The 25191-nt window shown below is 41.6% G+C and carries 25 protein-coding genes; 23 read left to right on the top strand and 2 right to left on the bottom strand.

Annotated features, from left to right (window positions below):
* Positions 1-386 precede the first annotated feature (386 nt).
* From mnmE to CSV75_RS11500, 7 genes are all read left to right on the top strand, one after another.
* Complete coding sequence (mnmE, locus tag CSV75_RS11530) at positions 387-1772, top strand: tRNA uridine-5-carboxymethylaminomethyl(34) synthesis GTPase MnmE (RefSeq protein WP_099632562.1); 1386 nt, start codon at positions 387-389, stop codon at positions 1770-1772.
* A 30-nt stretch (positions 1773-1802) separates the two neighbouring features.
* Complete coding sequence (gene mnmG / locus CSV75_RS11525; protein WP_099632563.1) at positions 1803-3692, top strand: tRNA uridine-5-carboxymethylaminomethyl(34) synthesis enzyme MnmG; 1890 nt, start codon at positions 1803-1805, stop codon at positions 3690-3692.
* 51 nt (positions 3693-3743) lie between these two features.
* Positions 3744-4466: a 16S rRNA (guanine(527)-N(7))-methyltransferase RsmG gene (gene rsmG / locus CSV75_RS11520; protein WP_099675928.1), complete on the top strand. Its 723-nt coding sequence runs from the start codon at positions 3744-3746 to the stop codon at positions 4464-4466.
* Positions 4467-4541: 75 nt separating this feature from the next.
* Positions 4542-5414 carry a nucleoid occlusion protein gene (noc, locus tag CSV75_RS11515; RefSeq protein ID WP_099632565.1) on the top strand — a complete coding sequence of 291 codons (873 nt, stop codon included), beginning with the start codon at positions 4542-4544 and terminating at the stop codon, positions 5412-5414.
* Positions 5415-5608: 194 nt separating this feature from the next.
* Positions 5609-6370: a ParA family protein gene (locus CSV75_RS11510; RefSeq protein WP_099632566.1), complete on the top strand. Its 762-nt coding sequence runs from the start codon at positions 5609-5611 to the stop codon at positions 6368-6370.
* Entirely contained in the window at positions 6363-7196 is an 834-nt protein-coding gene (locus tag CSV75_RS11505; RefSeq protein WP_099675927.1) for a ParB/RepB/Spo0J family partition protein, read from the top strand. The genes CSV75_RS11510 and CSV75_RS11505 overlap by 8 nt, the downstream gene beginning before the upstream one ends.
* A 71-nt stretch (positions 7197-7267) precedes the next feature.
* Complete coding sequence (locus tag CSV75_RS11500) at positions 7268-7972, top strand: DUF554 domain-containing protein (protein ID WP_099675926.1); 705 nt, start codon at positions 7268-7270, stop codon at positions 7970-7972.
* Here CSV75_RS11500 and yyaC read toward each other — a convergent pair.
* Complete coding sequence (gene yyaC, locus CSV75_RS11495; RefSeq protein ID WP_099675925.1) at positions 7883-8524, bottom strand: spore protease YyaC; 642 nt, start codon at positions 8522-8524, stop codon at positions 7883-7885. The genes CSV75_RS11500 and yyaC overlap by 90 nt on opposite strands.
* Positions 8525-8637: 113 nt before the next feature.
* Between yyaC and CSV75_RS11490 the strand changes: the two genes are divergently transcribed.
* The 3 genes from CSV75_RS11490 to ychF all read left to right on the top strand — a co-directional run bounded on the left by CSV75_RS11490 (position 8638) and on the right by ychF (position 10949).
* Complete coding sequence (locus tag CSV75_RS11490) at positions 8638-9576, top strand: mechanosensitive ion channel family protein (protein WP_233191655.1); 939 nt, start codon at positions 8638-8640, stop codon at positions 9574-9576.
* Entirely contained in the window at positions 9557-9754 is a 198-nt protein-coding gene (locus CSV75_RS11485; protein ID WP_099675924.1) for a DUF951 domain-containing protein, read from the top strand. Before CSV75_RS11490 ends, CSV75_RS11485 begins: the two co-directional genes overlap by 20 nt.
* A 94-nt stretch (positions 9755-9848) precedes the next feature.
* Positions 9849-10949, top strand: coding sequence for a redox-regulated ATPase YchF (ychF, locus tag CSV75_RS11480; RefSeq protein WP_099675923.1), 1101 nt, complete (start codon positions 9849-9851; stop codon positions 10947-10949).
* 133 nt (positions 10950-11082) lie between these two features.
* On the opposite strand, the gene CSV75_RS11475 is transcribed toward ychF, so the two are convergent.
* A complete protein-coding gene (locus CSV75_RS11475; RefSeq protein ID WP_099675922.1) occupies positions 11083-11625 on the bottom strand; it encodes a DUF3267 domain-containing protein in 543 nt (180 codons plus the stop codon).
* A 156-nt stretch (positions 11626-11781) separates the two neighbouring features.
* On the opposite strand from CSV75_RS11475, the gene rpsF reads away from it, so the two are divergent.
* From rpsF to CSV75_RS11410, 13 genes are all read left to right on the top strand, one after another.
* Complete coding sequence (rpsF, locus tag CSV75_RS11470) at positions 11782-12069, top strand: 30S ribosomal protein S6 (protein ID WP_085132250.1); 288 nt, start codon at positions 11782-11784, stop codon at positions 12067-12069.
* 47 nt (positions 12070-12116) lie between these two features.
* Complete coding sequence (ssb, locus tag CSV75_RS11465; protein ID WP_099630353.1) at positions 12117-12638, top strand: single-stranded DNA-binding protein; 522 nt, start codon at positions 12117-12119, stop codon at positions 12636-12638.
* A 45-nt stretch (positions 12639-12683) separates the two neighbouring features.
* Positions 12684-12920: a 30S ribosomal protein S18 gene (rpsR, locus tag CSV75_RS11460; protein ID WP_099635880.1), complete on the top strand. Its 237-nt coding sequence runs from the start codon at positions 12684-12686 to the stop codon at positions 12918-12920.
* 234 nt (positions 12921-13154) lie between these two features.
* Positions 13155-14111: a DUF2232 domain-containing protein gene (locus tag CSV75_RS11455; protein ID WP_158231652.1), complete on the top strand. Its 957-nt coding sequence runs from the start codon at positions 13155-13157 to the stop codon at positions 14109-14111.
* 11 nt (positions 14112-14122) lie between these two features.
* Positions 14123-16096: a DHH family phosphoesterase gene (locus tag CSV75_RS11450; RefSeq protein ID WP_099675920.1), complete on the top strand. Its 1974-nt coding sequence runs from the start codon at positions 14123-14125 to the stop codon at positions 16094-16096.
* Positions 16096-16542, top strand: a complete 447-nt coding sequence (gene rplI, locus CSV75_RS11445; RefSeq protein ID WP_099630357.1) for a 50S ribosomal protein L9 — start codon at positions 16096-16098, stop codon at positions 16540-16542. Before CSV75_RS11450 ends, rplI begins: the two co-directional genes overlap by 1 nt.
* 24 nt (positions 16543-16566) lie before the next feature.
* A complete protein-coding gene (gene dnaB / locus CSV75_RS11440) occupies positions 16567-17916 on the top strand; it encodes a replicative DNA helicase (protein ID WP_369803139.1) in 1350 nt (449 codons plus the stop codon).
* A gap of 278 nt (positions 17917-18194) precedes the next feature.
* On the top strand, positions 18195-18905 hold the full coding sequence (gene yycF / locus CSV75_RS11435; RefSeq protein WP_099675919.1) for a response regulator YycF: 711 nt from the start codon (positions 18195-18197) through the stop codon (positions 18903-18905).
* A 6-nt stretch (positions 18906-18911) separates the two neighbouring features.
* A complete protein-coding gene (walK, locus tag CSV75_RS11430; RefSeq protein WP_099630360.1) occupies positions 18912-20735 on the top strand; it encodes a cell wall metabolism sensor histidine kinase WalK in 1824 nt (607 codons plus the stop codon).
* Positions 20726-22054: a YycH family regulatory protein gene (locus CSV75_RS11425; protein WP_099630361.1), complete on the top strand. Its 1329-nt coding sequence runs from the start codon at positions 20726-20728 to the stop codon at positions 22052-22054. Before walK ends, CSV75_RS11425 begins: the two co-directional genes overlap by 10 nt.
* Positions 22041-22853 carry a two-component system regulatory protein YycI gene (locus CSV75_RS11420; RefSeq protein ID WP_099675918.1) on the top strand — a complete coding sequence of 271 codons (813 nt, stop codon included), beginning with the start codon at positions 22041-22043 and terminating at the stop codon, positions 22851-22853. Before CSV75_RS11425 ends, CSV75_RS11420 begins: the two co-directional genes overlap by 14 nt.
* A gap of 11 nt (positions 22854-22864) precedes the next feature.
* Positions 22865-23653, top strand: a complete 789-nt coding sequence (locus tag CSV75_RS11415) for an MBL fold metallo-hydrolase (RefSeq protein ID WP_099673588.1) — start codon at positions 22865-22867, stop codon at positions 23651-23653.
* A gap of 106 nt (positions 23654-23759) precedes the next feature.
* Positions 23760-24989, top strand: coding sequence for a S1C family serine protease (locus tag CSV75_RS11410; protein ID WP_099675917.1), 1230 nt, complete (start codon positions 23760-23762; stop codon positions 24987-24989).
* Positions 24990-25191 lie beyond the last annotated feature (202 nt).

Below are 25191 nucleotides of genomic sequence, written 5' to 3'. Positions count from 1 at the left end.
TTTTCTGCGGTTTTTTTATTGTCATCGAAAAAATGGAAAACTATTTAGTAAGTATAATGCGTTACGCGTCTAACTAAGGTACACATTATGGTACTTCAAATTCCAACCTAAAATCACATCCATTTCCCGGATTATTTTCCCCATCCCACATTTTTCTTTAAGAAACTTTCTACACTAGAAAGCTTGAAACGACAGTGTTCTTTGTCGACTGCTAGCACATGATAAATTACCATGACGCTTAGTTCAAAATTCCTGAATTTATCCACACGTTTTAAATTCGCGTGCTAGGAGATTCCGACGATTTATGATAATATAGGTTGTTAGAAAGTAGTATTCGCTATAAAAGATATGCACATGTGCACAACAAAGCCAGGAAGGTGAAAAACTTGCATTTTGATACGATAGCCGCCATTTCCACTCCCATGGGAGAAGGAGCGATTGCCATCGTTCGTCTGAGCGGCGATGAAGCATGGAAGATTGCAGACCGTATATTTCAGTCACCGGCAGCCAAACCACTCTGCGAACAACCATCGCACACAATTCATTATGGACATTTGCACGATCCCGCCACTGAAGAGTTAGTGGAAGAAGTCATGGTGTCAATCATGAAAGCACCAAAGACTTTCACGCGCGAAGACATAGTGGAGATTAACTGTCACGGAGGCATCACTTCCGTCAATAGGGTTCTCCAATTAGTATTGACGGAGGGGGCTAGATTAGCAGAACCCGGCGAGTTCACTAAACGAGCATTTCTTAATGGTCGAATTGATTTATCCCAGGCTGAAGCCGTTATGGATTTGATCAGGGCCAAAACAGATAAGGCCATGAACGTTGCGCTCAATCAAATGGAGGGAAAACTATCTCATTTGATCGGTGAATTGCGACAGGCGCTACTCGAGACACTTGCACAAGTGGAAGTTAATATAGATTACCCAGAGTATGATGATGTAGAAGAAGTGACGATTCCTTTGATGGTTGAAAAAGGAACGTGGGTAATGAATCAAATTGATGATTTATTGCGTACATCACAGCAAGGAAAGATCTTACGTGAAGGATTATCTACCGTAATTGTTGGACGTCCGAACGTTGGAAAGTCATCGTTACTCAACAGCTTAGTGCAAGAAAATAAAGCGATCGTTACTGATGTCGCGGGTACTACCCGTGATATTATAGAAGAGTATGTCAACGTTCGTGGAGTTCCTTTGCGTCTTGTCGATACTGCAGGAATCCGGGAGACGGAAGACATTGTCGAGCGGATTGGTGTGGAACGTTCAAGGAAGGTATTGAAAGAAGCGGATCTCATTCTATTGATGGTTAATAATTCTGAGGCGTTAACAGACGAAGATGAACGGTTATTTGAAGCCGTTGCCGGTATGGATATGCTTGTCATCGTCAATAAAACAGATTTACCAGCAAAGATTGATCTAGAGCGAGTCTATGAAGTCGCAGGAAGAGATCGCGTGATTACTACTTCTATATTGCAAGAGCAAGGTATTAATGAGTTGGAAGAAGCGATAGCTGCACTGTTCTTCGAAGGTTCATTGGAATCCAATGACCTGACGTATGTATCCAATGCCCGTCATATTTCGTTACTAAAACAAGCACGCAATACGATTGACGATGCGGTACAAGCAGCGCAGGTAGGTGTTCCTATTGACATGATTCAAATAGACGTAACACGTACATGGGAAATTCTCGGTGAAATCATCGGAGATACCGTTCAAGATAGTTTAATTAAAGAGTTGTTCTCGAAGTTCTGCCTCGGAAAATAATGATTTTATAAATGGGAAGGATGAACGAACATGCCACAATTTGAAGCAGGCACGTTCGATTGTATCGTCATTGGAGCTGGACACGCAGGCGCAGAAGCAGCCTACGCATCAGCCAAGATGGGCGCATCGACATTAGTTTTAACAATGAATTTAGACATGATTGCTTTCATGCCATGTAATCCTTCATTAGGAGGGCCTGCAAAAGGTATCGTAGTGCGTGAAATAGATGCACTTGGCGGCTTGATGGCAAAGGTCATAGATAAAACGCATATTCAAATGCGTTTATTGAACACAGGGAAAGGCCCGGCAGTGCGTGCTTTGCGTGCACAAGCGGATAAAGTACTATATCAACAAGAAATGAAGCGGATACTGGAAGAGGAACCGAATTTGACAATTCGTCAAGCGGTTGTCGAGCAGTTAATCGTCGAAGAAGATGAAATAAAAGGCGTAGTGACACAGATCGGTGCAATTTTCCGTGCAAAGACTGTCATTATTACAACAGGTACATTTTTACGCGGTGAGGTTATCATTGGAGATCTAAAATACTCTAGTGGGCCGAATAATCAAATGCCATCCATCAAACTGGCGGAACATCTGCAGGAACTTGGTCTACAGACGGTTCGATTTAAAACAGGAACCCCTCCACGTATCAACAGCAATACAATTGATTACAGCAAGACAGAGATTCAGCCGGGAGACGACGTGCCGCGTTCGTTCAGTTATGAAACAACGGAATACATTATGGATCAACTACCTTGTTGGTTAACGTATACCACTCCGGAAACACATGAAATCATCAATGAAAATCTTCATTTATCTCCGATGTATTCGGGTATGATTAAAGGAAAAGGACCAAGTTACTGTCCCTCTATTGAAGATAAAATTGTACGTTTTGCGGACAAGTCGCGTCACCAGATTTTCCTAGAGCCTGAAGGTCGTAATACAAGAGAAGTATATGTGCAGGGATTGTCGACAAGTCTTCCAGAGCATATACAGCATCGCTTAATTGCGAGCGTACCGGGACTTGAGAAGGCTGAAATGATGCGTGCTGGCTATGCGATTGAGTACGATTCTATAATTGCGACACAACTATGGCCAACGTTGGAAACGAAAAAAATTAAGAATTTGTACACGGCTGGCCAAATTAACGGAACTTCGGGATATGAAGAAGCCGCGGCACAAGGATTGATGGCCGGAATTAATGCAGCGTGCAACGTACTTGGCAAGGAAGAAGTCGTTCTTGGACGTAGTGATGCGTATATTGGTGTACTGATTGATGACTTGGTCACTAAAGGTACGAGTGAACCGTATCGTCTTCTGACGTCACGAGCGGAATATCGCCTCTTGCTTCGTCATGATAATGCCGATATGCGTCTGACGGAAATTGGTTACCAAAATGGAATGATTAGTGAAGAGCGCCACACGAAATTTTTGGCAAAGAAAGCACAAATCGAAGCGGAAATTAATCATTTACGCAAGGTAACTGTGAAACCAACCGAAGAAATCCAAGAAATTATTGCTGAAGTCAATGGAACGGCACTTCGTGAACCTATGAAAGCGGCTGATTTACTGAAGCGGCCGGAAATGAGGTATAGCGAATTGTGTAAAGTAGTCCCACCTCTTGAAAAAATTAACGAAGAAGTGGCGGAACAAGTGGAAATTTTCATTAAGTATGAAGGATACATCGAAAAGTCCATGCAGCAAGTAGCAAGGATGAAAAAGATGGAGAATAAACGGATTCCAGAGAACATTGATTATGATGCCATTTCAGGCATTGCGAAAGAAGCAAAGGCAAACCTTAAAGAGGTACAGCCATTGTCGATTGCGCAGGCATCACGTATTTCGGGTGTCAATCCAGCAGATATCTCCATCTTGCTTGTCTATATTGAACAAGGAAAAATTGCGAAAGTATCCGGTTGAGTCTTTGACTGGCGCTTTGTAGCGTCAGTCTTTTTGAAAAGGAATGAGAACATGACAGAAGAACAATTTTACGAGGCTCTGCAAGAGAAAGGCTTTCTGTTGTCGGATGCACAGAAGCAACAATTCAAACGCTATTTTGAAGTACTGGTTGAGTGGAATGAAAAAATGAACTTGACGGCAATTACGGATGCACCTTCCGTATATCTAAAGCATTTCTATGATTCCATTACAAGTGCATTTTACGTGGACTTCATAAAATATGAATCTGTTTGCGACGTAGGTGCCGGTGCGGGGTTTCCAAGTATCCCGTTGAAGATTATCTATCCACACTTACACGTGACGATTGTAGATTCATTGAATAAACGTATTACATTTTTAAATCACTTGGCGGGGGAGTTAAAGCTTGAAAATGTGGCATTCGTCCATGCAAGAGCAGAAGAATTTGGTCGTAACCCGAAGTACCGTGAACAGTTCGATGTGGTGACTGCACGCGCAGTAGCACGGTTATCGGTATTATCGGAACTTTGTATTCCGCTCGTCAAACAAGGAGGACTTTTTGTTTCTATGAAAGGTGCAGCTGCATCTGAAGAAATGAAAGACGCTACTCAAGCTGTAAAATTACTTGGGGCAGTATTACAGAATGAACATGAATTTTTATTACCGGAAGAAGATAGTGAACGTCATATCTTTGTATTTGAAAAGAAAAAGCAGACACCTAAGAAATATCCTAGAAAGCCAGGCGTGCCTAATAAAACACCGATTACAGCAAACTAACTGTGAGAAATGTTTCACGTGAAACAATTTTATAGAAGAGTAAAAGGGAATAGTTTCGAAAAGGTGGTGTAGAGGTTGAAAAGTACTTTTTCGCGTTTTTTTGGTGGGGGAGAAAAGATGACTACAATAGAAGAAGTAAAAGTTCATCATCTGGAGAAGGTAGCACAAATTGCAATTGATTTAATTACACCGAATCAATACCAGCCACGGGCAATTTTTAATGAAGAAAAAATTGAAGAACTTGCTAGAACCATTCATACACATGGCGTTATTCAACCCATTGTTATTCGAACCAAAGAAGATGGATCATACGAAATCATCGCAGGGGAACGAAGATTTCGGGCAATGCGTAAGCTTGGTTGGACGGAAGTACCGGCAATTGTGCGTGACTTAGATGATAAAGAAACAGCCTCGATTGCATTAATTGAGAACTTGCAACGTGAAGAACTAACGGCAATTGAAGAAGCGCATGCCTATGAACGTTTGCTAGAGTTACATGAATTAACACAAGAAGCATTGGCGCAACGTCTTGGTAAAGGACAGTCTACAATTGCAAATAAGATGCGTTTGTTGAAGTTACCTGAACCGGTTCAAACAGCAATTTTACAAAAAAAGATATCTGAACGTCATGCACGTGCATTATTACCGTTAAAAGAACCCACTCTTCAGATGGAAGTACTGGAAGAAATCAAAATAAATCAATATAATGTTAAGGATTTAGAAGCTAGGATTAAAGAAATATTATTTCCAACAGAATCGGTTGAGAAAGTGCAGCCTGCAAGAAGACGTGGGCCTCGACAAAAAGCTGTGAGTAAGGACATTCGTATTGCAGTGAACACCTTGCGAGAATCTCTTGCACTGATATCCAAGAGCGGGATTGAAGTAGCCGCCGAGGAAGTGGATTCTGAAGAATACTACACGATTACGGTGAAAATATGTAAAAAGTGACGAATGGAAACTCTTGCTGACTAACTAGCAAGAGTTTTCTTATATATCAATAGAGTTCATCCAGTGAAGATGATAAACTGAAATAGACCACATAGAACATATTCTTTGTCAGGAATTTCAAACATAGGTAACCACGAGTAAAACTTTGGTATACTAGTAAGACAAACGAAATAGGAAAGAAAGCAGGTGCAAGAGTGGGTAAGATTATTGCTATAGCAAATCAAAAAGGCGGAGTCGGAAAAACGACGACTTCTGTAAACTTAAGTGCATGCCTTGCCCATTTAGGCAAAAAAGTGCTCTTAATTGATTCCGATCCACAAGGAAATGCGACGAGCGGGGTCGGTGTGAATAAAGGTGATGTACAGGACTGTATTTATAATATGTTAATTGATGATGTGCCAGTACGTGAAGTTATTCTACCAACGGAAATTGAAAACCTTGAAATTGTACCTGCTACCATTTCACTTGCGGGAGCTGAAATTGAGCTAGTCTCTACGATATCACGTGAGGTTCGTATGAAACACGCAATTCAAGACATTAAAGATGACTATGACTATGTCATTATCGACTGTCCTCCATCTCTTGGCCTTTTAACGTTGAACGCATTGACGGCTTCGGATTCAATCATAATTCCTGTACAGTGTGAATACTATGCGCTCGAAGGACTTAGTCAACTACTTAGTACGATCCGCCTGGTTCAAAAACATCTAAATGAAGCACTTTATATTGACGGGGTACTATTGACGATGTTTGATGCTCGGACCAATTTAGGCATACAAGTTATTGAGGAAGTAAAGAAATACTTTCAAGACAAAGTGTATACAACAATCATTCCCCGTAACGTTCGGTTAAGTGAAGCGCCAAGTCATGGTAAGCCGATTATATTATATGATCCACGATCCAAAGGTGCGGAAGTTTATTCAGAGCTGGCAAAGGAAGTGGTGGAGAATGAGTAAAGGTCTAGGTAAGGGTCTTAATGCATTATTTCCTCGTGAGACATTGGAAAAAGTAGAGCTTTTACGTCTAAAGAGCATTAAAGTCAATCCATATCAGCCACGTAAAGAATTCAATGAAGTGGCGTTGAATGAATTAAGTGAGTCAATTAAGGAACACGGTGTACTACAACCAATCATCGTGCGAAGTGTAGGGACGCAGTATGAAATTGTTGTAGGGGAAAGAAGATTCCGTGCTTCTGAACTGGCAGGAAAAAAAGAGATTCCGGCAGTCGTACGAGATCTAACAGATGAACAGTCTATGGAAATGGCCATTCTTGAAAACTTGCAGCGTGAAGACTTATCTCCAATTGAAGTAGCGGAAGCATACCAAAGTTTAATGGAAAGTCTGAAGCTAACACAAGAGCAACTAGCCTTTAGACTTGGCAAGAGTAGACCGCACATTGCCAACCACATTCGTTTACTCGCGTTACCAGAGAAAGTTTTGAAAGACATTTCCCACGGAATACTTTCAATGGGACATGGTCGTACACTTCTCGGGTTGCGTAAAAAAGAGCAAATCTTAGCTATTGCCGAAAAAACCAAGACGGAAGGGTTGAATGTCCGTCAATTGGAAAAATTGGTTCAACATTTGAATGAAGATGTTCCACGTGAAACTAAGAAAGAAAAGAAAAAAGATATATTTATTGAAGCACAGGAAAACACACTGCGTGAACAATTCGGTACAAATGTAACGATCAAGAAAACGAAGAAAAAAGGTAAAATTGAAATCGAGTTTCACTCGGATGAAGACTTTGAACGTATTCTTGAATTATTGAACGCCGAGTGATGACACACAAACCTATTTTGCTTTCATTGCAAAATAGGTTTTATTCTTGAAAAGAACTTGGACGTGACTATATGATATTGTTTGGTTCGCTATTTAATGTATTTACGATTATTATCGGTACATTAATCGGTAGGTTTTTATACGGAATACCGGAACGTATGAAAGAAACCATCATGTACGGAATAGGAATGGCCGTAGTGGCAATTGGTTTACAAATGACATTTGAAACAACACAAATTGTCATTGTCATTCTTAGTATTGTGATTGGCGCAATCCTCGGTGAATGGATTGATCTCGATCAAAAAGTTAATCAATTGGGACGATGGATTGAAGGAAAGTTACCGGCTAAAAGGGAAGGACAGGGAATTGCACAAGGATTCGTTACGGCTACGTTGTTTTTTTGTGTAGGTTCCATGGCAATCATTGGAGCTATTGATAGTGGCCTCCGTAATGATCACAACGTTTTAATCATGAAAGGCATATTAGACGGATTCACTTCCATCATCTTTAGTTCTACATTAGGTATTGGTGTAGCGTTTGCTACCGTCCCTCTATTGATTTACCAAGGAAGTATAACCTTTCTTGCTACCATCCTCAGTCGATTTGTCCCAGATGAATTAATGCAGTTATTCATTTCTGAAATGACAGCTACAGGTGGCTTGATGATTGCGGCAATCGGATTAAATCTAATCGGCTTGACTAAAATCCGAGTAGCCAATTTCATCCCAGGCATTGCGGTAGTTGCGGTCATCGTAACGATTGTATATGCTTTTTGACGGCTGACGATGATGTGCTAATTGTAAGGCTCGACCAATCATACGACTCATTTCAAATGGCAGATGAAGACGAGTGCTTTGTAAAACAGCTTGCTCCATGAAACCACTAACATTGACGATTCCTTTAACTGACACATCACCCACTAAGGGAAGTTCTTTACCCACGGCTTTCCCTGGTGCAATAGGACCGCTATGAAACAATAGGTCGCCAACCGCGTCCTTCTTACTTAGGCAGGCATCGATCGCAACTACAAAAGCATCGGGGTTAAATGACTTCGTGAGCTCAATGCGTTGTTGTAGATTAAGGGCGTGCAATGGCTCTTGTAACGTACCAACTACTGTATATGGGAATAGGCTTAGCTCTGATAAGTAGGAGCCTGTCAAAGGACCGAGAGAGTCGCCAGTGGAACGATCAGTTCCGATACAATAAAAAATGATGGGTTGTTGTTTAAAAGGGATATGTTGCATGAAATAAGAACTTAATTTCCACACGACACCGGTTTCTTTACTAGAAAGACGGTAATGATAAGAAGAGGGTTCAGCTGTATACATAGGGCGACACCTATCCTTTGTGTTGTATTTACGCTGAAATGTATTCTGCGCAGGTATTGCTGTGCAGTATATCCTCAGGGGTAAGGGTTTATACGAAAGGAGGATTTCTTTCAATGGCATCAACTTCTACTACACAAGAAGAAGTGAAAGAAAACCTGGAAGTTTTAGACGAAGCAGTTCGACAGGTAAAAGGAACTCTATTTGACGCAGATTTCTGGCTCGGCACTGGATTCTTTGCTATTCGCATTTTTTTAATTATTGTCGTAGCAAGTATCGTGGTAAAAGTTGGACAAGTATTAATTCGTCGATTTTTCGCCATTAAGCTAAAAAGTCCTATGCGTAAGACAGAGCGACGTGAGAAAACTATGATTAAACTGTTGGAAAATGCATTGAAATACATTGTCTATTTTTCTGCTATATTGGCCGTTTTGACGGAATTTAAAATAGATGTAAAAGGCCTTCTTGCAGGTGCGGGTGTGCTAGGTCTTGCCGTTGGTTTTGGAGCCCAGAGTTTAGTAAAGGATGTCATATCTGGATTCTTCATCATTTTTGAGGATCAATTTGGAGTAGGAGATTATGTGCGTATTAATTCAGGTGAAGGAACCGTCATGGAAATCGGGCTTCGCACAACGAAGATTGCATTGTACGGTGGTGAATTATATACAGTACCTAACGGTCAAATAGGCGAAGTTATTAATTACTCTGTCACGAATTCAATGGTCTTACTTGATCTGGCGTTATCCTATGAAACGGATATTGATCATGCAGAAGAATTAATCAAAGAATTCCTTAAAAAGTTACCAAAAGAACGTTATTCAGAAGTTATCGGTGTACCAGAGGTGTTAGGCGTACAAAGTATGGAACCCTCAAGAATCTTGCTACGTATTGCCGCAGAAACAGAGCCGGTTGCTAATTTTGGAGTAGGTCGTAAACTCCGACAGGACTTAAAGAAATTTATGGATTTAAATGGAATTGAAATGCCTTATCCACGAATGGTGATACGTGAAGAACAGAGGGAAGGAGATTCACACAATGGCGGCCAAAGAATTTAACTTGCATGATGTGGTAGAGATGAAAAAACAGCATCCGTGTGGAACAAATGCTTGGAAAATCATCCGAATGGGTGCGGATATTCGCATTAAATGTGAAGGCTGTGGACACAGCGTAATGATTCCGCGTAATGAGTTTGCTAAGAAGATGAAAAAGATTCTACTGAAGAACGAGTCTTGAGAACACATGGACAATTTAGCGTATTGTCCTTATAATGAAGTGGTTGACTAACGAATAATGTAAGCTTTGGATAGATAAGAAAGGTGTGGGAATAATGGCGTTAACAGCTGGGATTGTAGGTCTTCCGAACGTGGGAAAATCAACTTTATTTAATGCAATAACAAAAGCAGGAGCTGAGGCAGCGAACTATCCGTTCTGTACGATTGACCCAAACGTAGGAATAGTTGAGGTGCCAGATGAGCGTTTGGACAAATTGACTGAGCTCGTCACACCGAAAAAGACAGTTCCAACTGCATTCGAATTTACTGATATTGCGGGGATTGTAGAAGGTGCAAGTAAAGGCGAAGGTCTTGGTAACAAGTTCCTTTCACATATTCGAGAAGTAGATGCGATTTGTCAGGTAGTCCGTTGTTTTGTAGATGAAAACATTACACACGTATCAGGGAAAGTAAATCCAATTGACGATATCGAAGTCATTAACTTGGAATTGATCTTGGCAGATATGGAAAGTGTAGATAAGCGTTTAGCGCGTGTTTCCAAGATGGCGAAACAAAAAGACAAAGAAGCAATGGTCGAAGAGCCAATTTTACTGAAGTTACGTGATGCATTTGAAAATTCAATGGCGGCTCGTTCCGTTGATTTAACGGATGATGAGCTACAAGTCGTTAAAGGTATGCATCTATTAACGATTAAACCAATGTTATATGTAGCGAACGTTTCAGAAGATGAAATTACAGATGCAGACAATAATCCCTACGTACAACAGGTTCGTGACTTTGCAGAGAAGGACAATGCGGAAGTAATCGTAGTTTGTGCGAAGATCGAAGAAGAGATGGCTGAGCTTGAAGATGATGAGAAGGAAATGTTCCTTGAAGAGCTAGGCATCAAAGAATCCGGTCTTGATCAGTTGATTAAAGCAACTTACAATTTACTTGGATTTGCTACGTACTTCACAGCGGGTGTGCAAGAAGTTCGTGCATGGACATTCCGCAAGGGCATGAAAGCACCACAATGTGCTGGAGTAATTCATACCGACTTCGAACGTGGATTTATCCGTGCAGAAACAGTAGCATACGACGACTTAGTCGAGCATGGTTCCATGACAGCAGCAAAAGAGGCTGGCAAGGTTCGTTTGGAAGGTAAAGAATATGTCGTTAAAGACGGAGACGTCATGTTGTTCCGTTTCAACGTATAATACAAAAGGCTGATTCTCCATGTGAGAATCAGCCTTTTTTGATTTGAAGTTGGTTGAGTTCAAGAACGACTTAGACCCTCAGTGGAAAGTTAAGTAGGGGGTACGAGGAGATTGCAACTCCAGCCTCCTTATTTCATTCAACAGGGTACACATACAACTTTGGTAGCTCTGGATCATCCCTCACCATTGCATCGTCTGGAAACTTCTTCAATTCCTTGTACATCGCGAAATCTCCAGCTGCCCCGCCAATTAGCATCGCGCCTAACAGCAACAGCACACCGTCATTGAAATACAATGCACTAATGGCAGGCAACACACCCGTCATCCAAAAGGGCAGTAACAACGCTTTGCGAATGCCTTTGTTGTCCATTAACTGATCTGCGGTAGCATACGCAACCCCCATCTTCAAATTGACGCCATACGCCATGTTCTTCCACGGCACATTACAAAAAATGCGGAAACCGAGCAAATGAAAAAACTCATGTATAACAATTAATAACATATATCCGACCAAAGCATAGAAAAAATACCACACTGAAAAAGACAGAGATAGTCCACCTTGTAACAGACCACGGATTATTAAAAGTGCTATGAGCGGTAGGAGAGTGAGCCAAAGACTTTGCTTCGCTATTTTTTGTAAATCAAGCTCGACAATCACAGGCTGTTGTTCTTTCATGCGAGATCCCTCCTTATATTCATTTAGTATAGTATATTGGTGGTTGATATTCCAATTGCAATGTGATAACATGTACTGATGTGAGTAATATTAAATTTACTTACTCCTTGCCCACTTGTAAAAGTAGGGCCCAAGTCCATAAGGAGGTGACTATTGATGAGAAAGTACGAAATTATGTACATTATGCGCCCAACTCTTGAAGAGGATGCGAAAAAAGCGTTGATTGAACGCTTTGATACTGTTCTAACTTCAAACGGAGCGGAAATCATCGAGTCGAAAGAGTGGGGCAAGCGTCGTCTTGCTTACGAAATCGACGACTTACGTGAAGGTTACTACCAATTAGTAACTGCTAACGCTGGTGCAGAAGCAATCGATGAATTTACACGTCTAGCGAACATCAACGAAGGTATCATTCGTCATATGACAATTCGTGTAGATGCGTAATCTGATATAAAGTTTTAAAATTTATGATGAGGGAGGTTTGATTCTGAATGATAAACCGTGTCGTTTTAGTTGGCCGATTAACAAAAGATCCTGAGCTGAAATACACACAGACCGGAATTGCTGTAACACGTTTTACATTGGCAGTGAACCGTGCGTTCGCTAATGCCCAAGGAGAACGGGAAGCAGATTTCATCACGTGTGTAGCTTGGCGTAAACAGGCTGAGAATATCGCGAATTACTTACGAAAAGGAAGTCTAGCTGGAGTAGATGGTCGTATACAGACGGGCAGCTTCGAAGGTCAAGACGGTAAGCGTGTTTACACGACAGAAGTTGTTGCGGATAGTACTCAATTCCTGGAACCAAGAGGAGCCAATACAGAACGTCAGCAAACGCCATCTTATGGCGGGGGAGCGCCTTCTTATAACGCACCTTCTCAAGACCAGGGACAAGGATACAATAACCAGCAATCCTACCAACCGAATCAGCAAAATATGACACGTGTCGATAATGATCCATTCCAACCAGGCGGCGGTCCGATTGAAGTAACAGATGACGACTTGCCATTCTGATAGAACGGTTCACTTGATACGTAAATAGGAAGGAGGACAACAATTATGGCACCACGTCGTGGAGGTCGCAAACGCCGTAAGGTTTGCTATTTTACTTCTAACCACATTACGCACATCGACTATAAAGATGTAGATTTGTTGAAGAAGTTTATCTCTGAGCGCGGAAAGATGTTGCCTCGTCGAGTTACTGGTACAAGCGCTAAATACCAACGTAAATTGACGATTGCAATTAAACGTGCACGCATCATGGCACTACTTCCGTTTGTATCTGAAGAGCGGTAATATATAAACCGCCACTGACTGAGTTATTCAGTCAGTGGCGGTTTTTTGTTTATCACGAAAGTCTTATATCCCAAAGTGCTTTACGCATCCATTTTACTGGAAACTGCAACTGCCTGTACTTTTGATTTCACATCGAATCATGATACAATTAGAAGGATGATTGTCACTTTATATGAATTTAGGAATGTAACACTTTGTCCTCTTATTATTGACAGGCGGCAAAAGAAGCAAAGAATGAATTGGGGCGTAGATATGCAAGATCAAGCAAGTAGAATTACGTACGGTGCGATGATGGTAGCACTCTTTGCCATATTACTGGCCATGACTTTATACGTACCATTACTCGGCTTATTGACAATATTGCTCGTTCCATTGCCCATTACGATTTATCGTTTGCGTTATGGCCGGACATCTACACTGATGATGGCGATGTGTACATGGCTTATCACATTATTGATTGGCGGTTTGCTTTCCATTCCAGCAGCAGTTGTATTAAGTGCTGTTGGATTCGTTATCGGTGATACCGTGCGGACGGGCAAGACGAAACTTTATGTATATATGGCAACAGGTGTCACATTGCTCATTTCATTGAGCCTATTGTATCTTGGTACTGTGTGGTTCATGAAAATTAATCCGATTGAACAGCTGATGCAACAATTTTCAACTATTCAGCAAGAAGCGCTTGTGATCATGTCGGGAATGGGAAATTCAACTAGAGATATAGAAAGAACCGTGGCAGAGGCATTCACGTATTATCAAACTATTGTGCCCTCATTGTTCATCTTATCTGTTTTTATAACAGCTTATCTGTTCGTTATGCCAATTTTGGCGGTTGCAACACGTTTGCGTTTTGAAGTTCCCAAATTTGCTTCTTTCCTTACTATGCGCCTTCCACTTGCAACGTTATTGGTTTATCTAGCACTGCTGTTGATTTCCGTTTTGTCGCAGCCGGAACAAGGAACGACATTTTATCTACTGGAGGCAAATGCCATTCTCATCTTTAGATTCTTATTCTTCTTACAAGGTTTGGCGTTAATTTACTATGCATTGCGCAAGATGAAGCTTCCAATGATCGTCAATGTGCTAGCTACATTATTCGCCATGTTCCTCAGTCCCTTCACCGTAATGTTGGGTGTTTTGGATATCGCCATTAACATTCGTACATGGATAGATAAAGACAAGAGAGCGTAGGAGATGAGATAGTGAATTTAATTTATAAAAAACGCGGGATACGAATTCCATTAGCATTCTTGTCTCTACTCGGTGCGGTAGGTTCCGTACTACTAATGCTATTGAATTTTTGGGTTGGACTGTTTTTTGCCATCGCTTATGCACTCGCACTAGGCATCGCTTGGAAAGTAGAGAATGATAATTACCTGGAAACTGAGAAATATATTGAAACCTTGTCCTATCGAATGAAAAGGGTAGGAGAAGAAGCGTTGCTGGAATTACCAATCGGTATTATTTTGCTGAATGATAAGCAATTAATCGAATGGGTCAATCCATTTATTAACTCCATTTATCCTGACAAGACTTGGGTTGGGTCACAGCTTTACGAAATGAATGAAGCATTCCGTCAGGTGATCAGAGAAGACAGTGAGCAAGATGTCATTGTATTAAATGATCGCTCTTACCGTGTCTATTACAAACCAGAAGAGAAACTGATCTATCTATTTGACGTAACAGAACGTATGAAGATGCAATCCCTTTACTATGCTGATCGAACAACGATTGGGATTTTGTTGGTTGATAACTATGATGAATTGTCTCAGACGATGGACGACCAGACACGAAGCCAGATGAACTCCCTCGTTACTTCATTGGTCAATCAATGGGCAGATGAATATGGGATCTTCGTAAAACGAATTTCTTCTGAGCGCTTCTTGGCTGTTTTCAATGAAGGTACTTTAGAATTATTGGAGAAGACGAAGTTTTCATTGCTCGATACGATTCGTGAGAACACGTCTAAACACAGCGTATCTCTTACATTGAGTATTGGGGTAGGGACAGGTACTACGTCGCTTACAGAACTCGGTGAACTAGCACAGTCGAGTTTGGATTTAGTTCTCGGACGTGGCGGTGACCAAGTAGCTATTAAACACCATGATGGGAAACTTAAATTCTATGGCGGTAAGACAAACCCTGTTGAAAAGCGTACGCGGGTGCGTGCAAGAGTTATTTCACATGCACTACGTGATTTAATCCAAGATAGTGACCGCGTGTTCGTCATGGGTCACAAAATGCCTGACATGGATGCGATTGGTGCGTCGATTGGTGTACGCAAAATGGCAAAAATGAACGGTGTCGAAGGCTATGTCGTCGTTAATTTCGACCAGCTTGATGCTAGTGTCAGTCGTTTGATGGATGAAGTGCAGCAAGACGAAGAATTATATGATCACATGTTGATGCCTGAAGAGGCATTGGAATTGATGACGGAGCGTTCGTTGGTCGTTATTGTCGATACGCATAGGCCAAGCATGGTTATTGATGAGCGCGTACTGGACAAGGCACAGAAGGTTGTATTAATCGACCATCATCGACGTGGAGAAGAGTTTATCAATAACACTGTGCTCGTTTATATGGAACCATATGCATCTTCAACGGCGGAACTTGTAACGGAATTGCTGGAGTATCAGCCAAAGAACGAAAAGTTGACGATGTTGGAATCGACAGTGATGCTAGCAGGTATTGTTGTTGATACGAAAAGCTTTACACTTAGGACAGGTTCTCGGACATTTGAAGCCGCTTCCTATTTGCGGACGAATGGTGCCGATACCGTGCTAGTACAGCGTTTATTGAAAGAAGATATTGAGACATATATTGAACGATCAAAACTAATTGAGACTGTGGAATTTGTGGGCAATGGCGATATTGCGATTGCGCGAGGGCAAGATGAAGTGGTGCACAGCTCTGTACTAATCGCACAGACAGCTGACATTTTGCTGACAATGCAGGGCATTTCCGCTTCATTCGTCGTCGCAAAGCGTGATGATGGAAAAATTGGTATTAGCGCCCGCTCATTGGGCGAATTGAATGTTCAAGTCATTATGGAAGAATTGGGTGGTGGCGGTCATTTAACGAATTCTGCTTGCCAATTAAGCGTAGATACGATGGATGAAGCAATCACTATGTTAAAGGACGTACTAGATCAATACGTTGAAAGGGGAAATGAATGATGAAAGTTATTTTTTTAAAAGATGTTAAAGGAAAAGGTAAAAAAGGTGAAGTGAAAGAGGTTTCAACTGGATATGCACAAAACTTTTTATTGAAAAATAATGTAGCAGTTGAGGCAACTCCAGGTAATTTAAGTAAGTTGCAAGGTCAGAAGGATCGCCAAATGAAAGATGCGGCTGCGGAATTGGCAGAAGCTAAAGAATTAAAAGAGCAAGTCGAAAAGTTGACTGTAGAGCTACAGGCGAAAACTGGTGAAGATGGTCGTCTATTTGGTTCTATCACATCAAAGCAAATCGCCCAAGCGTTAGAAAAGCAAAACAAAATCAAAGTAGACCGCCGCAAAATGGAATTACCTGAGCCAATTCGTGCACTAGGTTTTACAAATATTCCGATCAAATTACACCCTGATGTAACAGCGACACTTAAAGTGCATGTTACAGAAGAATGATAAGGAGATAATAGCTTGAACCAGATGATCGAGCGCACACCTCCGCATAACAACGAAGCAGAGCAGTCGGTCCTCGGGGCAATATTTTTAGAACCACAAGCACTGATTACCGCGTCTGAAATATTGTTGCCGGAAGATTTCTATCGAATCGCACATAAAAAGATTTTTGAAACCATGCTTATACTAAATGACCGTGGCCAACCAGTCGATTTGGTGACAATCGCCGAAGAGCTCAAAGTAAAAAATGAGCTTGAAGACGTTGGAGGTATTTCATATATCACAGAGCTTGCCAACGCGGTTCCGACTGCTGCAAACATTGTCTATTATGCTAATATCGTAGATGAAAAAGCATTACTACGCAGATTAATCCGCGTTGCAACGGACATTGTAGAAGACGGTTATACACGGGAAGATGAAGTAGAAGCTTTACTTGGTGAAGCCGAGAAGAAAATGATGGAAGTGTCCAATCGGAAAAACGCCGGCGACTTCCGCCATATCAAAGATGTATTAGTGGAGACGTATGACAATATTGAATTACTGCATACACGTAAAGGTGACGTAACAGGTATTCCAACCGGTTTCCGTGATTTGGATAAGATTACGGCAGGCTTCCAACGCAACGATTTGATTATCGTGGCGGCTCGTCCGTCTGTCGGTAAGACTGCGTTTGCGTTGAACGTAGCGCAAAACGTGGCAACGAAGACAGAAGAAAACGTCGCGATCTTCAGTCTCGAGATGGGTGCTGAACAGCTGGTCATGCGTATGTTATGTGCAGAAGGAAACATTGACGCGCAAGTACTGCGTACAGGTACCCTTGAAGCAGACGATTGGCGCAAGCTGACAATGGCTATGGGGTCATTATCAAATGCAGGTATCTTCATTGATGACACTCCAGGTCTGCGAGTCAATGAAATCCGTTCAAAATGTAGACGGCTACAACAAGAACACGGTCTCGGCATGGTGATGATTGACTATATGCAACTAATCATGGGAAGCGGTCGTGGTAGTGACAACCGACAACAAGAAGTATCTGAGATCTCCCGCTCATTAAAAGGACTAGCACGTGAACTGAAAATCCCAGTCATTGCACTATCACAGCTTTCACGGGGTGTTGAACAACGCCAAGACAAGCGCCCTATGATGTCCGATCTTCGAGAGTCAGGGAGTATTGAGCAAGATGCCGATATCGTTTCCTTCCTTTACCGGGAAGATTACTATGACAAAGAAACTGAAATGCAAAACATGATCGAAATCATTATTGCCAAACAACGTAACGGCCCAACCGGTACTGTGACGCTGGCATTTGCAAAGGAATACAACAAATTCCTCAATATCGATTGGAGCCAGCATGAATCACCACCGTCTTACGAATAAAACAGCGCGTCCTTCTTCTATGACCATAGAAAAGGATGCGCTGTTTTTCATCGTTTCAAGCAATCCGTCCCTGCCTGAAAAAGTGCGATTTTGCACAAATCGTGATAGAGTTAGAGGATATGGAATGATATATTTCAGCTGTAGAATAAGGTTGTAACCATAGAAAAGATAGATACGTGTTCGCTGTGCCACACAAGTGTATATCGTATAACTTTGTCGTGGAACAAAAACGTAGCAAAAAAATTTGATCGCCTAGTAGGGCGAGAAAGGAACAAATCATGCAAAATAAAACTATATTTATCGTAGACGATGAGAAACCCATCGCTGACATCATAGAATTTAACTTGAAAAAGGAGGGCTTCAACGTCTTTTGCGCATACGACGGTGAAGATGCGATCAACCGAGTAGAAGAAATTCAGCCGGACCTTATGCTACTTGATATTATGCTTCCTAAACGTGACGGCATGGAAGTCTGTAGGGAAGTACGAAAAAGGCATGATTTCCCGATCATCATGCTGACAGCAAAAGACTCAGAAATTGATAAAGTCCTAGGGCTTGAACTAGGTGCAGATGATTATGTCACGAAGCCATTTGGTACAAGGGAGTTAATTGCCCGGGTCAAAGCCAACTTGCGTCGTCATGCAAGAACTATAGCGGAAGACCAAGAAGAAGAAACGAACGATATTACGGTGGGTCAACTTGTCATCCAACCGGATGCATACTACGTTCAAAAGCGTGGATTGACAATCGAACTGACACATCGTGAATTTGAATTATTGTATTACCTGGCAAAACATATCGGTCAGGTGATGACACGTGAGCATCTACTGCAAACGGTATGGGGCTATGATTATTTCGGCGATGTACGAACAGTCGATGTAACAATTCGACGTCTTCGGGAAAAGATTGAAGATACACCGAGCCATCCAAATTGGATCGTCACAAGACGTGGGGTAGGTTATTACTTGCGTGATCCGGAACAGGAGTAAGCCACTATGCATAAAGTAGGTTTTTTCCGGTCGATTCAAGTCAAATTTGTCTTGATTTACGTCCTGCTTATACTTGTATCCATGCAGATTATCGGGCTGTACTTTGCTCGTGAATTGGAACAAACACTAAAAGATAACTTTACGAATTCAATTGTAGACCGGATGAATTTAGTCGAGTTCAGTGTGCGAGAAGAAATTACAAAAAAACGTAAAGACAATGATCCTACACTAGAACAAAGCTTAAAAAATGTCTTGGTCGAGTTCACATCAGATGACATTATTGAAATACGGGTTATAAATCCAAAGTATCGTATTCTAGCAACATCTTCATTCGAAAATCAGATGAGGGTAGGGCAACATTCGACCAATGATAATGTGCGAAAGTCCATAACGTCAGAGACTATGAAAGATGTTGTGACGATTGATCCGCAATCTCATAATCGCGTGCTTTCCTTAGCCAAACCGATCTTTGATGGCAATGAAATTGTGGGTTCGCTCTATGTAGAAGCCAATATTGAATCCGTTTTTCAACAAATTGAAGAAATCAATAGGATATTGGCGGGGGCAGCAGCCGTCTCCCTTACCATTACAATACTAGTTGGGATCTTCATTGCCAGGGCATTTACCCGGCCAATATCAGACATGCGAAGACAAGCGCAGGCGATGGCAAAAGGGAACTTCACCCGAAAGGTCAAAGTATATGGATCAGATGAGATGGGGCAGCTGGCCATCGCATTCAATCACTTAACCAATCAGTTGCAAGAATCTCAGTCCACTACTGAGAGCGAAAGGCGAAAGTTAGCTTCGGTTCTGGAAAACATGACAGACGGTGTCATTTCGACCGACCGTAAAGGACGAGTTAGCCTAATTAATGACTCCGCCCTGCAGATGCTTGGAGTAACGAACGATCTTGTCATAAATCGCCCCATCGCCAGTATTCTCGGTATAGACGATGAGTTTACGTTTGAAGAGCTAATTCAGATGAAAGAATCAATTCCACTGGATTTCAGTACAGAAGATCAAGCATATATTTTACGTGCGACAATTTCCGTTACCCAGCGTGAAACAGGATTTGTAAACGGCTTGATTGTCGTATTGCACGATAATACGGAGCAAGAAAAAATTGATATGGAACGTCGCGAGTTCGTGTCAAATGTTTCACATGAACTGCGAACTCCACTTACTACAATGCGCAGTTATCTAGACGCATTGGCAGAAGGGGCTTGGCGCAATGAGGAAATCGCTCCAAACTTCTTACATGTTACGCAAAATGAAACCGAGCGAATGATCCGTCTCGTAAATGACTTACTGAAACTTTCACGTATGGATAGTAAAGAATATGAATTGAATAAAGAATGGGTGGAATTTAACCGATTCTTTAATGCGGTTATCGAGCGCTTTGAATTTTCCAAGTCGCAAAATGTACGATTCACACGGAATTTGTATTCAAGCAGTCTATTTGTGGAGATCGATACCGATAAACTAACGCAAGTACTAGACAATATTATTTCAAATGCCTTGAAGTATTCGCCAGATGGTGGGGAAGTTCGCTTCGGTGTAACGATATCAGGTGATTATATTAAAGTGATGATTTCAGACGATGGAATGGGTATACCAAAGTCCAATGTCAATCGAATTTTCGATCGTTTCTATCGTGCAGATAGAGCTCGTTCCCGTGCACTTGGCGGAACCGGTCTGGGCCTCGCAATCGCTAAAGAAATGATCGTGGCGCATAAAGGAGATATTTGGGCGCAGAGTGAGGAAGGAAAAGGAACGACAATCTTCTTCAAGCTACCATTTGAACAACAAGAGGATGGTGAGTGGGATTGAAATACATCGAAATAATTAAATCCATTGTATTGTTGTTGCTCGTCTCACTGAGTGTCCTGTTTACCTTTGAGGTTTGGAACTATTCACCGAATTATGAACCAATGGAACAACTACAGACTGTTGATATATCCATTTCTGAGAAGAAAACAATCGATGAAATCATCAAGCCATATAAAATAATTACCACTTTAAAAGATCAGGTACTAGGTTCTACAGATACCGAAAAAATCGACAGAATCCTGAGAGAAATGAATACATGGGAATTATCTAATCTACAGCTAGTTAGACAGGACATGAATAAATTTAATATTGCACAAACCTTGCGGCAACCGAGTCAAATGGCGCTCTACTTCACGGGGGAAGTGCCCATGTTAGTCTATGACAATGTATTACCAGTCGACGACGTGAATATTCCCGAAGCTACCTTTAATCGTCTGGTCATTGACTGGAGTCAATCCACACAAGCGCCAGTTATTCATTTACTGAGTGAAGTGAGCGGCTTGCATTATCAGGTGCAGGTGACGCTACCGAATAAAACAAGCTTTCTGCGCAACGTAGTGGATGTTGGTCAGTCATTCGATGAATATGCAGAAATTGATCGTGGCAATGCACCATTTCTTGCGGTGCCAAAAGATCCAATAACCATTATGCGTAATACGTATTACCAGGAAGAAATCAATCCATTACGTTTCCGTGATGCATTGTTCAGTGACCCTAACGCCGTACGACGTAATCAAGTGAATCCAACCAATGAAGAATACGGAGACGATCACGCGTTCATGAATGTCGATACCGAGATAAAAAGGTTGAGTTATGTCATGCCTGCAGTAGAGAGTCAGGAGTTCGCGCTACCTTCGGAGTTATTGCTGAATACTATCGATTTTATCAATGAACATGGTGGCTGGACGGATGAGTTCCGCTATGCCTATATGAATCCCTATTCCCGTTATGTCCGGTTCCAACTATATATTGATGGTTTGCCAGTCTTTAGTGATCAACCAGGCATAAGCGAAATCACGGAGACATGGGGAGATATGCGTGTATTCAAATATATACGTCCTTATTACACATTAGATGTGAACATCGAACCGGTACAAGAGAAACTACCTTCAGGAGTGGAAGTGGCGGAGTCTTTACGTGAATCGGAAGAGCTAAACTTTGATTTGATTGAGGAAATCACTCCCGGTTATTATATGATCCATGATATAGAACGCAAATTAATTATTTTACAACCTTGCTGGTATTACCTTATCAAGGATAACTGGTTTCGCCACGCTCCAGAAGAATTGCAAGGAGGTGGCGTAATTGGATTGGAATAGAACCAAAACCATCTTTATTATCGTCTTTTCCATTCTAAATGTCTTCTTGTATTGGCTCTATTTAGACAGACAAATGAGTGTCGGAAGTATGCAGAATCTCGGAAAAACATCGATTGAAGAAACATTGGCGCTAGAGAATATCACGTATGAACCCATTCCTTTCACTAAAAAAGATGTTTCGTATTTATCAGCTCATATTGCCACCTTTTCCAATGAAAAGTTAAAAGGGTTAAGTAACCAATCATTTGTCTTGATTGAAAAATCACGATTACTGTCCCATATGAAAAAAGCAGTAAAAGTAACCGAAGGAAAAGGCGAATATTACTTTGACGAGTTCTTAAGGAAGTATGTGCTCCACGGCGAAGATTACGTGCTATGGGATGTAGACGAAGAGGAGCAGAGCGCTGTATTTTTCCAACGGGTAAAGAACGAAACCATCTTCTACAGTCCGAATGCCATGCTCATCATGCACTGGGGTAAAGATGGCGAAGTGACGCATTACGAACAAAGTATGCTCGACGAATTCTTAAGTTTTAATCATAAAAAGGATTTACTATCGCAAGACGATGCGGTCTCTTCGCTTGTTACACGTGGCTATTTAAAACCCGAATCCACTGTTATGCAAGTCAAGTCAGGTTATTCAACACTTGTTCAACTAACGGAAACTCAAGTATTTGCACCGACGTGGAATGTTCAGGTAAAATTGAAAGATGGGACGATAGAAAATTACTTCATCAATGCGATTGAAGGAAAGGTCATCGAGTTCCAATCGGATATAGTAGAAGAATCAAAAGAATAGGAGTTTTCCACATGCGATTTAGCATTTTGGCGAGTGGCAGTACAGGCAACTCGATATATATAGAGACAGATGAGCATGCTTTTCTAGTAGATGCCGGCATGAGCGGTAAGAAAATTGAAGGTTTGCTCGGATCGATCAATCGCTCAATGAAACAAATTGACGGCATTTTCGTCACACATGAACACAGTGATCATATTAAAGGAATCGGCGTACTTGCCCGGAAGTATAAAACGCCAATCTATGCCAATGCCAAAACGTGGCAGGCGATGGACGGACTTGTAGGGGAGATTCCCGTTGATCAGCGTTTCCACTTCGACATGGAAACGGTGAAAACATTTGGTTCACTGGATATCCAGTCATTTGCGGTATCCCATGACGCAGCAGACCCAATGTTCTATACGTTCAATGAAGGTAATCGTAAACTTGCGATTATTACTGACACAGGCTATGTTAGTGATCGTATGAAAGGTCATATCCAAGGAGCTGACAGCTTTGTATTTGAAAGCAATCACGACGTCAGCATGCTTCAGATGGGCCGTTATCCGTGGTCCATTAAACGTCGTATACTAAGTGACGTGGGCCACGTATCGAATGAGGATGCAGCTGTTGCAATGAGTGAAGTAGTAGCTCAAAAAGAAGCGCATATTTATTTAGCCCATCTTAGCTTAGATAATAATATGAAAGACTTGGCGCGCATGAGCGTAGCACAGACCCTTGAAGACTGCGGTATTCGTGCAGGGGAATTTGTCCACTTGCATGATACGGATGCATCAGAATCTACAGAGCTTGTGCTAGTCTGAAGTAAATGCGAAAAGCCTTGCTAAATTAGTGAGGCTTTTTGCATTTTCAAAGAGTTAATGGGGTACAGTACATGTAGGAATACTTTCTGATAAGGAGGAAATGTGAATGGATGATGAAAGAAGAGAAGAGATGGAACGGCAACAACCGTTTCCGCCGGTGGAGCCAAAACGCAACCCAAAACGCCGAGGTAGTTTTTGGCCAGGTTTACTTGGTGCATTATTGGGTGGGTTAATTGTATTTTTAACTATGATGTATGCGGGAGAATCGAGTCATGACGATAGTACAAGGATTGAAAAAAAAGAGAGTAAAACTACATCCGAGCACGCACAAGTATCGATCGATATCTCATCGGATGTGACAGACGTCGTAGATGATGTCGCAAACGCCGTCGTCGGTATTACGAATATCCAGACGGTCCAGGATTTTTGGTCTTCCACAACGTCTACTCAAGAAGCGGGTTCGGGTTCTGGTGTCTTGTATAAAAAAGAGGGCGACAAAGCATATATTGTTACCAACCACCATGTCGTAGAGAATTCCGAACAACTCGAAGTCAGTTTCGATGATGGCACTAAGGTTGAAGGAAAATTAATCGGCAGTGATCTATGGACAGACTTGGCTGTAGTCGAAATTGATGCGGAACACGTCGATACAGTGGTAGAATTCGGTGATTCAGACGCATTAAAACGTGGAGAAACAGTCATTGCTATCGGTAACCCATTGGGACTTGGCTTTGCAGGATCAGTTACAGTGGGTGTAATTTCAGGTAAAGACCGCTCCATTCCAATGGATTTGAACAAAGATGGACACATTGATTGGCAGGCAGATGTCTTGCAGACAGATGCAGCCATCAACCCCGGGAACTCCGGTGGTGCTCTAATCAATATGGCGGGTCAATTGATCGGAATCAACTCCATGAAGATTTCTGAAGCAACAGTAGAGGGTATTGGACTAGCTATTCCAATCAATATTGCATTACCAATTATTGAGCACTTGGAAGAAACGGGGCAAGTAAACCGTCCGACAATGGGTGTATCGTTACTTGATCTTCGACAAATTCCCATTCAGCAACAGCAACAGACATTGAACTTACCTAAAGAAGTAACGGATGGCGTTGTTGTAACGGATGTCATACCGAATTCATCCGCAGTAGAAGCAGGCGTGAAGAAGTATGATACAATTGTTCAGTTGGATGATGAGCAAGTGACAGATATGGTCAGTCTACGTAAGTATTTGTATAATAAAAAAGAAATTGGCGATCCATTGAAAATTACAGTCTATCGTGATGGAAAGAAACTGGACTTGGAAATGGTGTTGAAGGACGGAAATACATTCTAAGAGAATGTACATTGTCCACAGAGTGAACAACTTCCCGTCCACATCAGGCATCTAGCGAAAATGCGCTACGATGCCTGATTTTTTTATGAAGTTATCCAATTGTGGATAAAATCTAAATAATGTGTATAATATTGTGTAAAAGAAAGTGTCTGGAAAATAATAAATTAAATCAAAGTGACAAGTGTTAATCCCTTACAGATCA

This window comes from Sporosarcina sp. P18a (assembly GCF_002743135.1).
Lineage (GTDB): Bacteria > Bacillota > Bacilli > Bacillales_A > Planococcaceae > Sporosarcina.
Note: the sequence above shows the minus strand (reverse complement) of the source record. Positions and strands in the feature narration are given on the sequence as shown.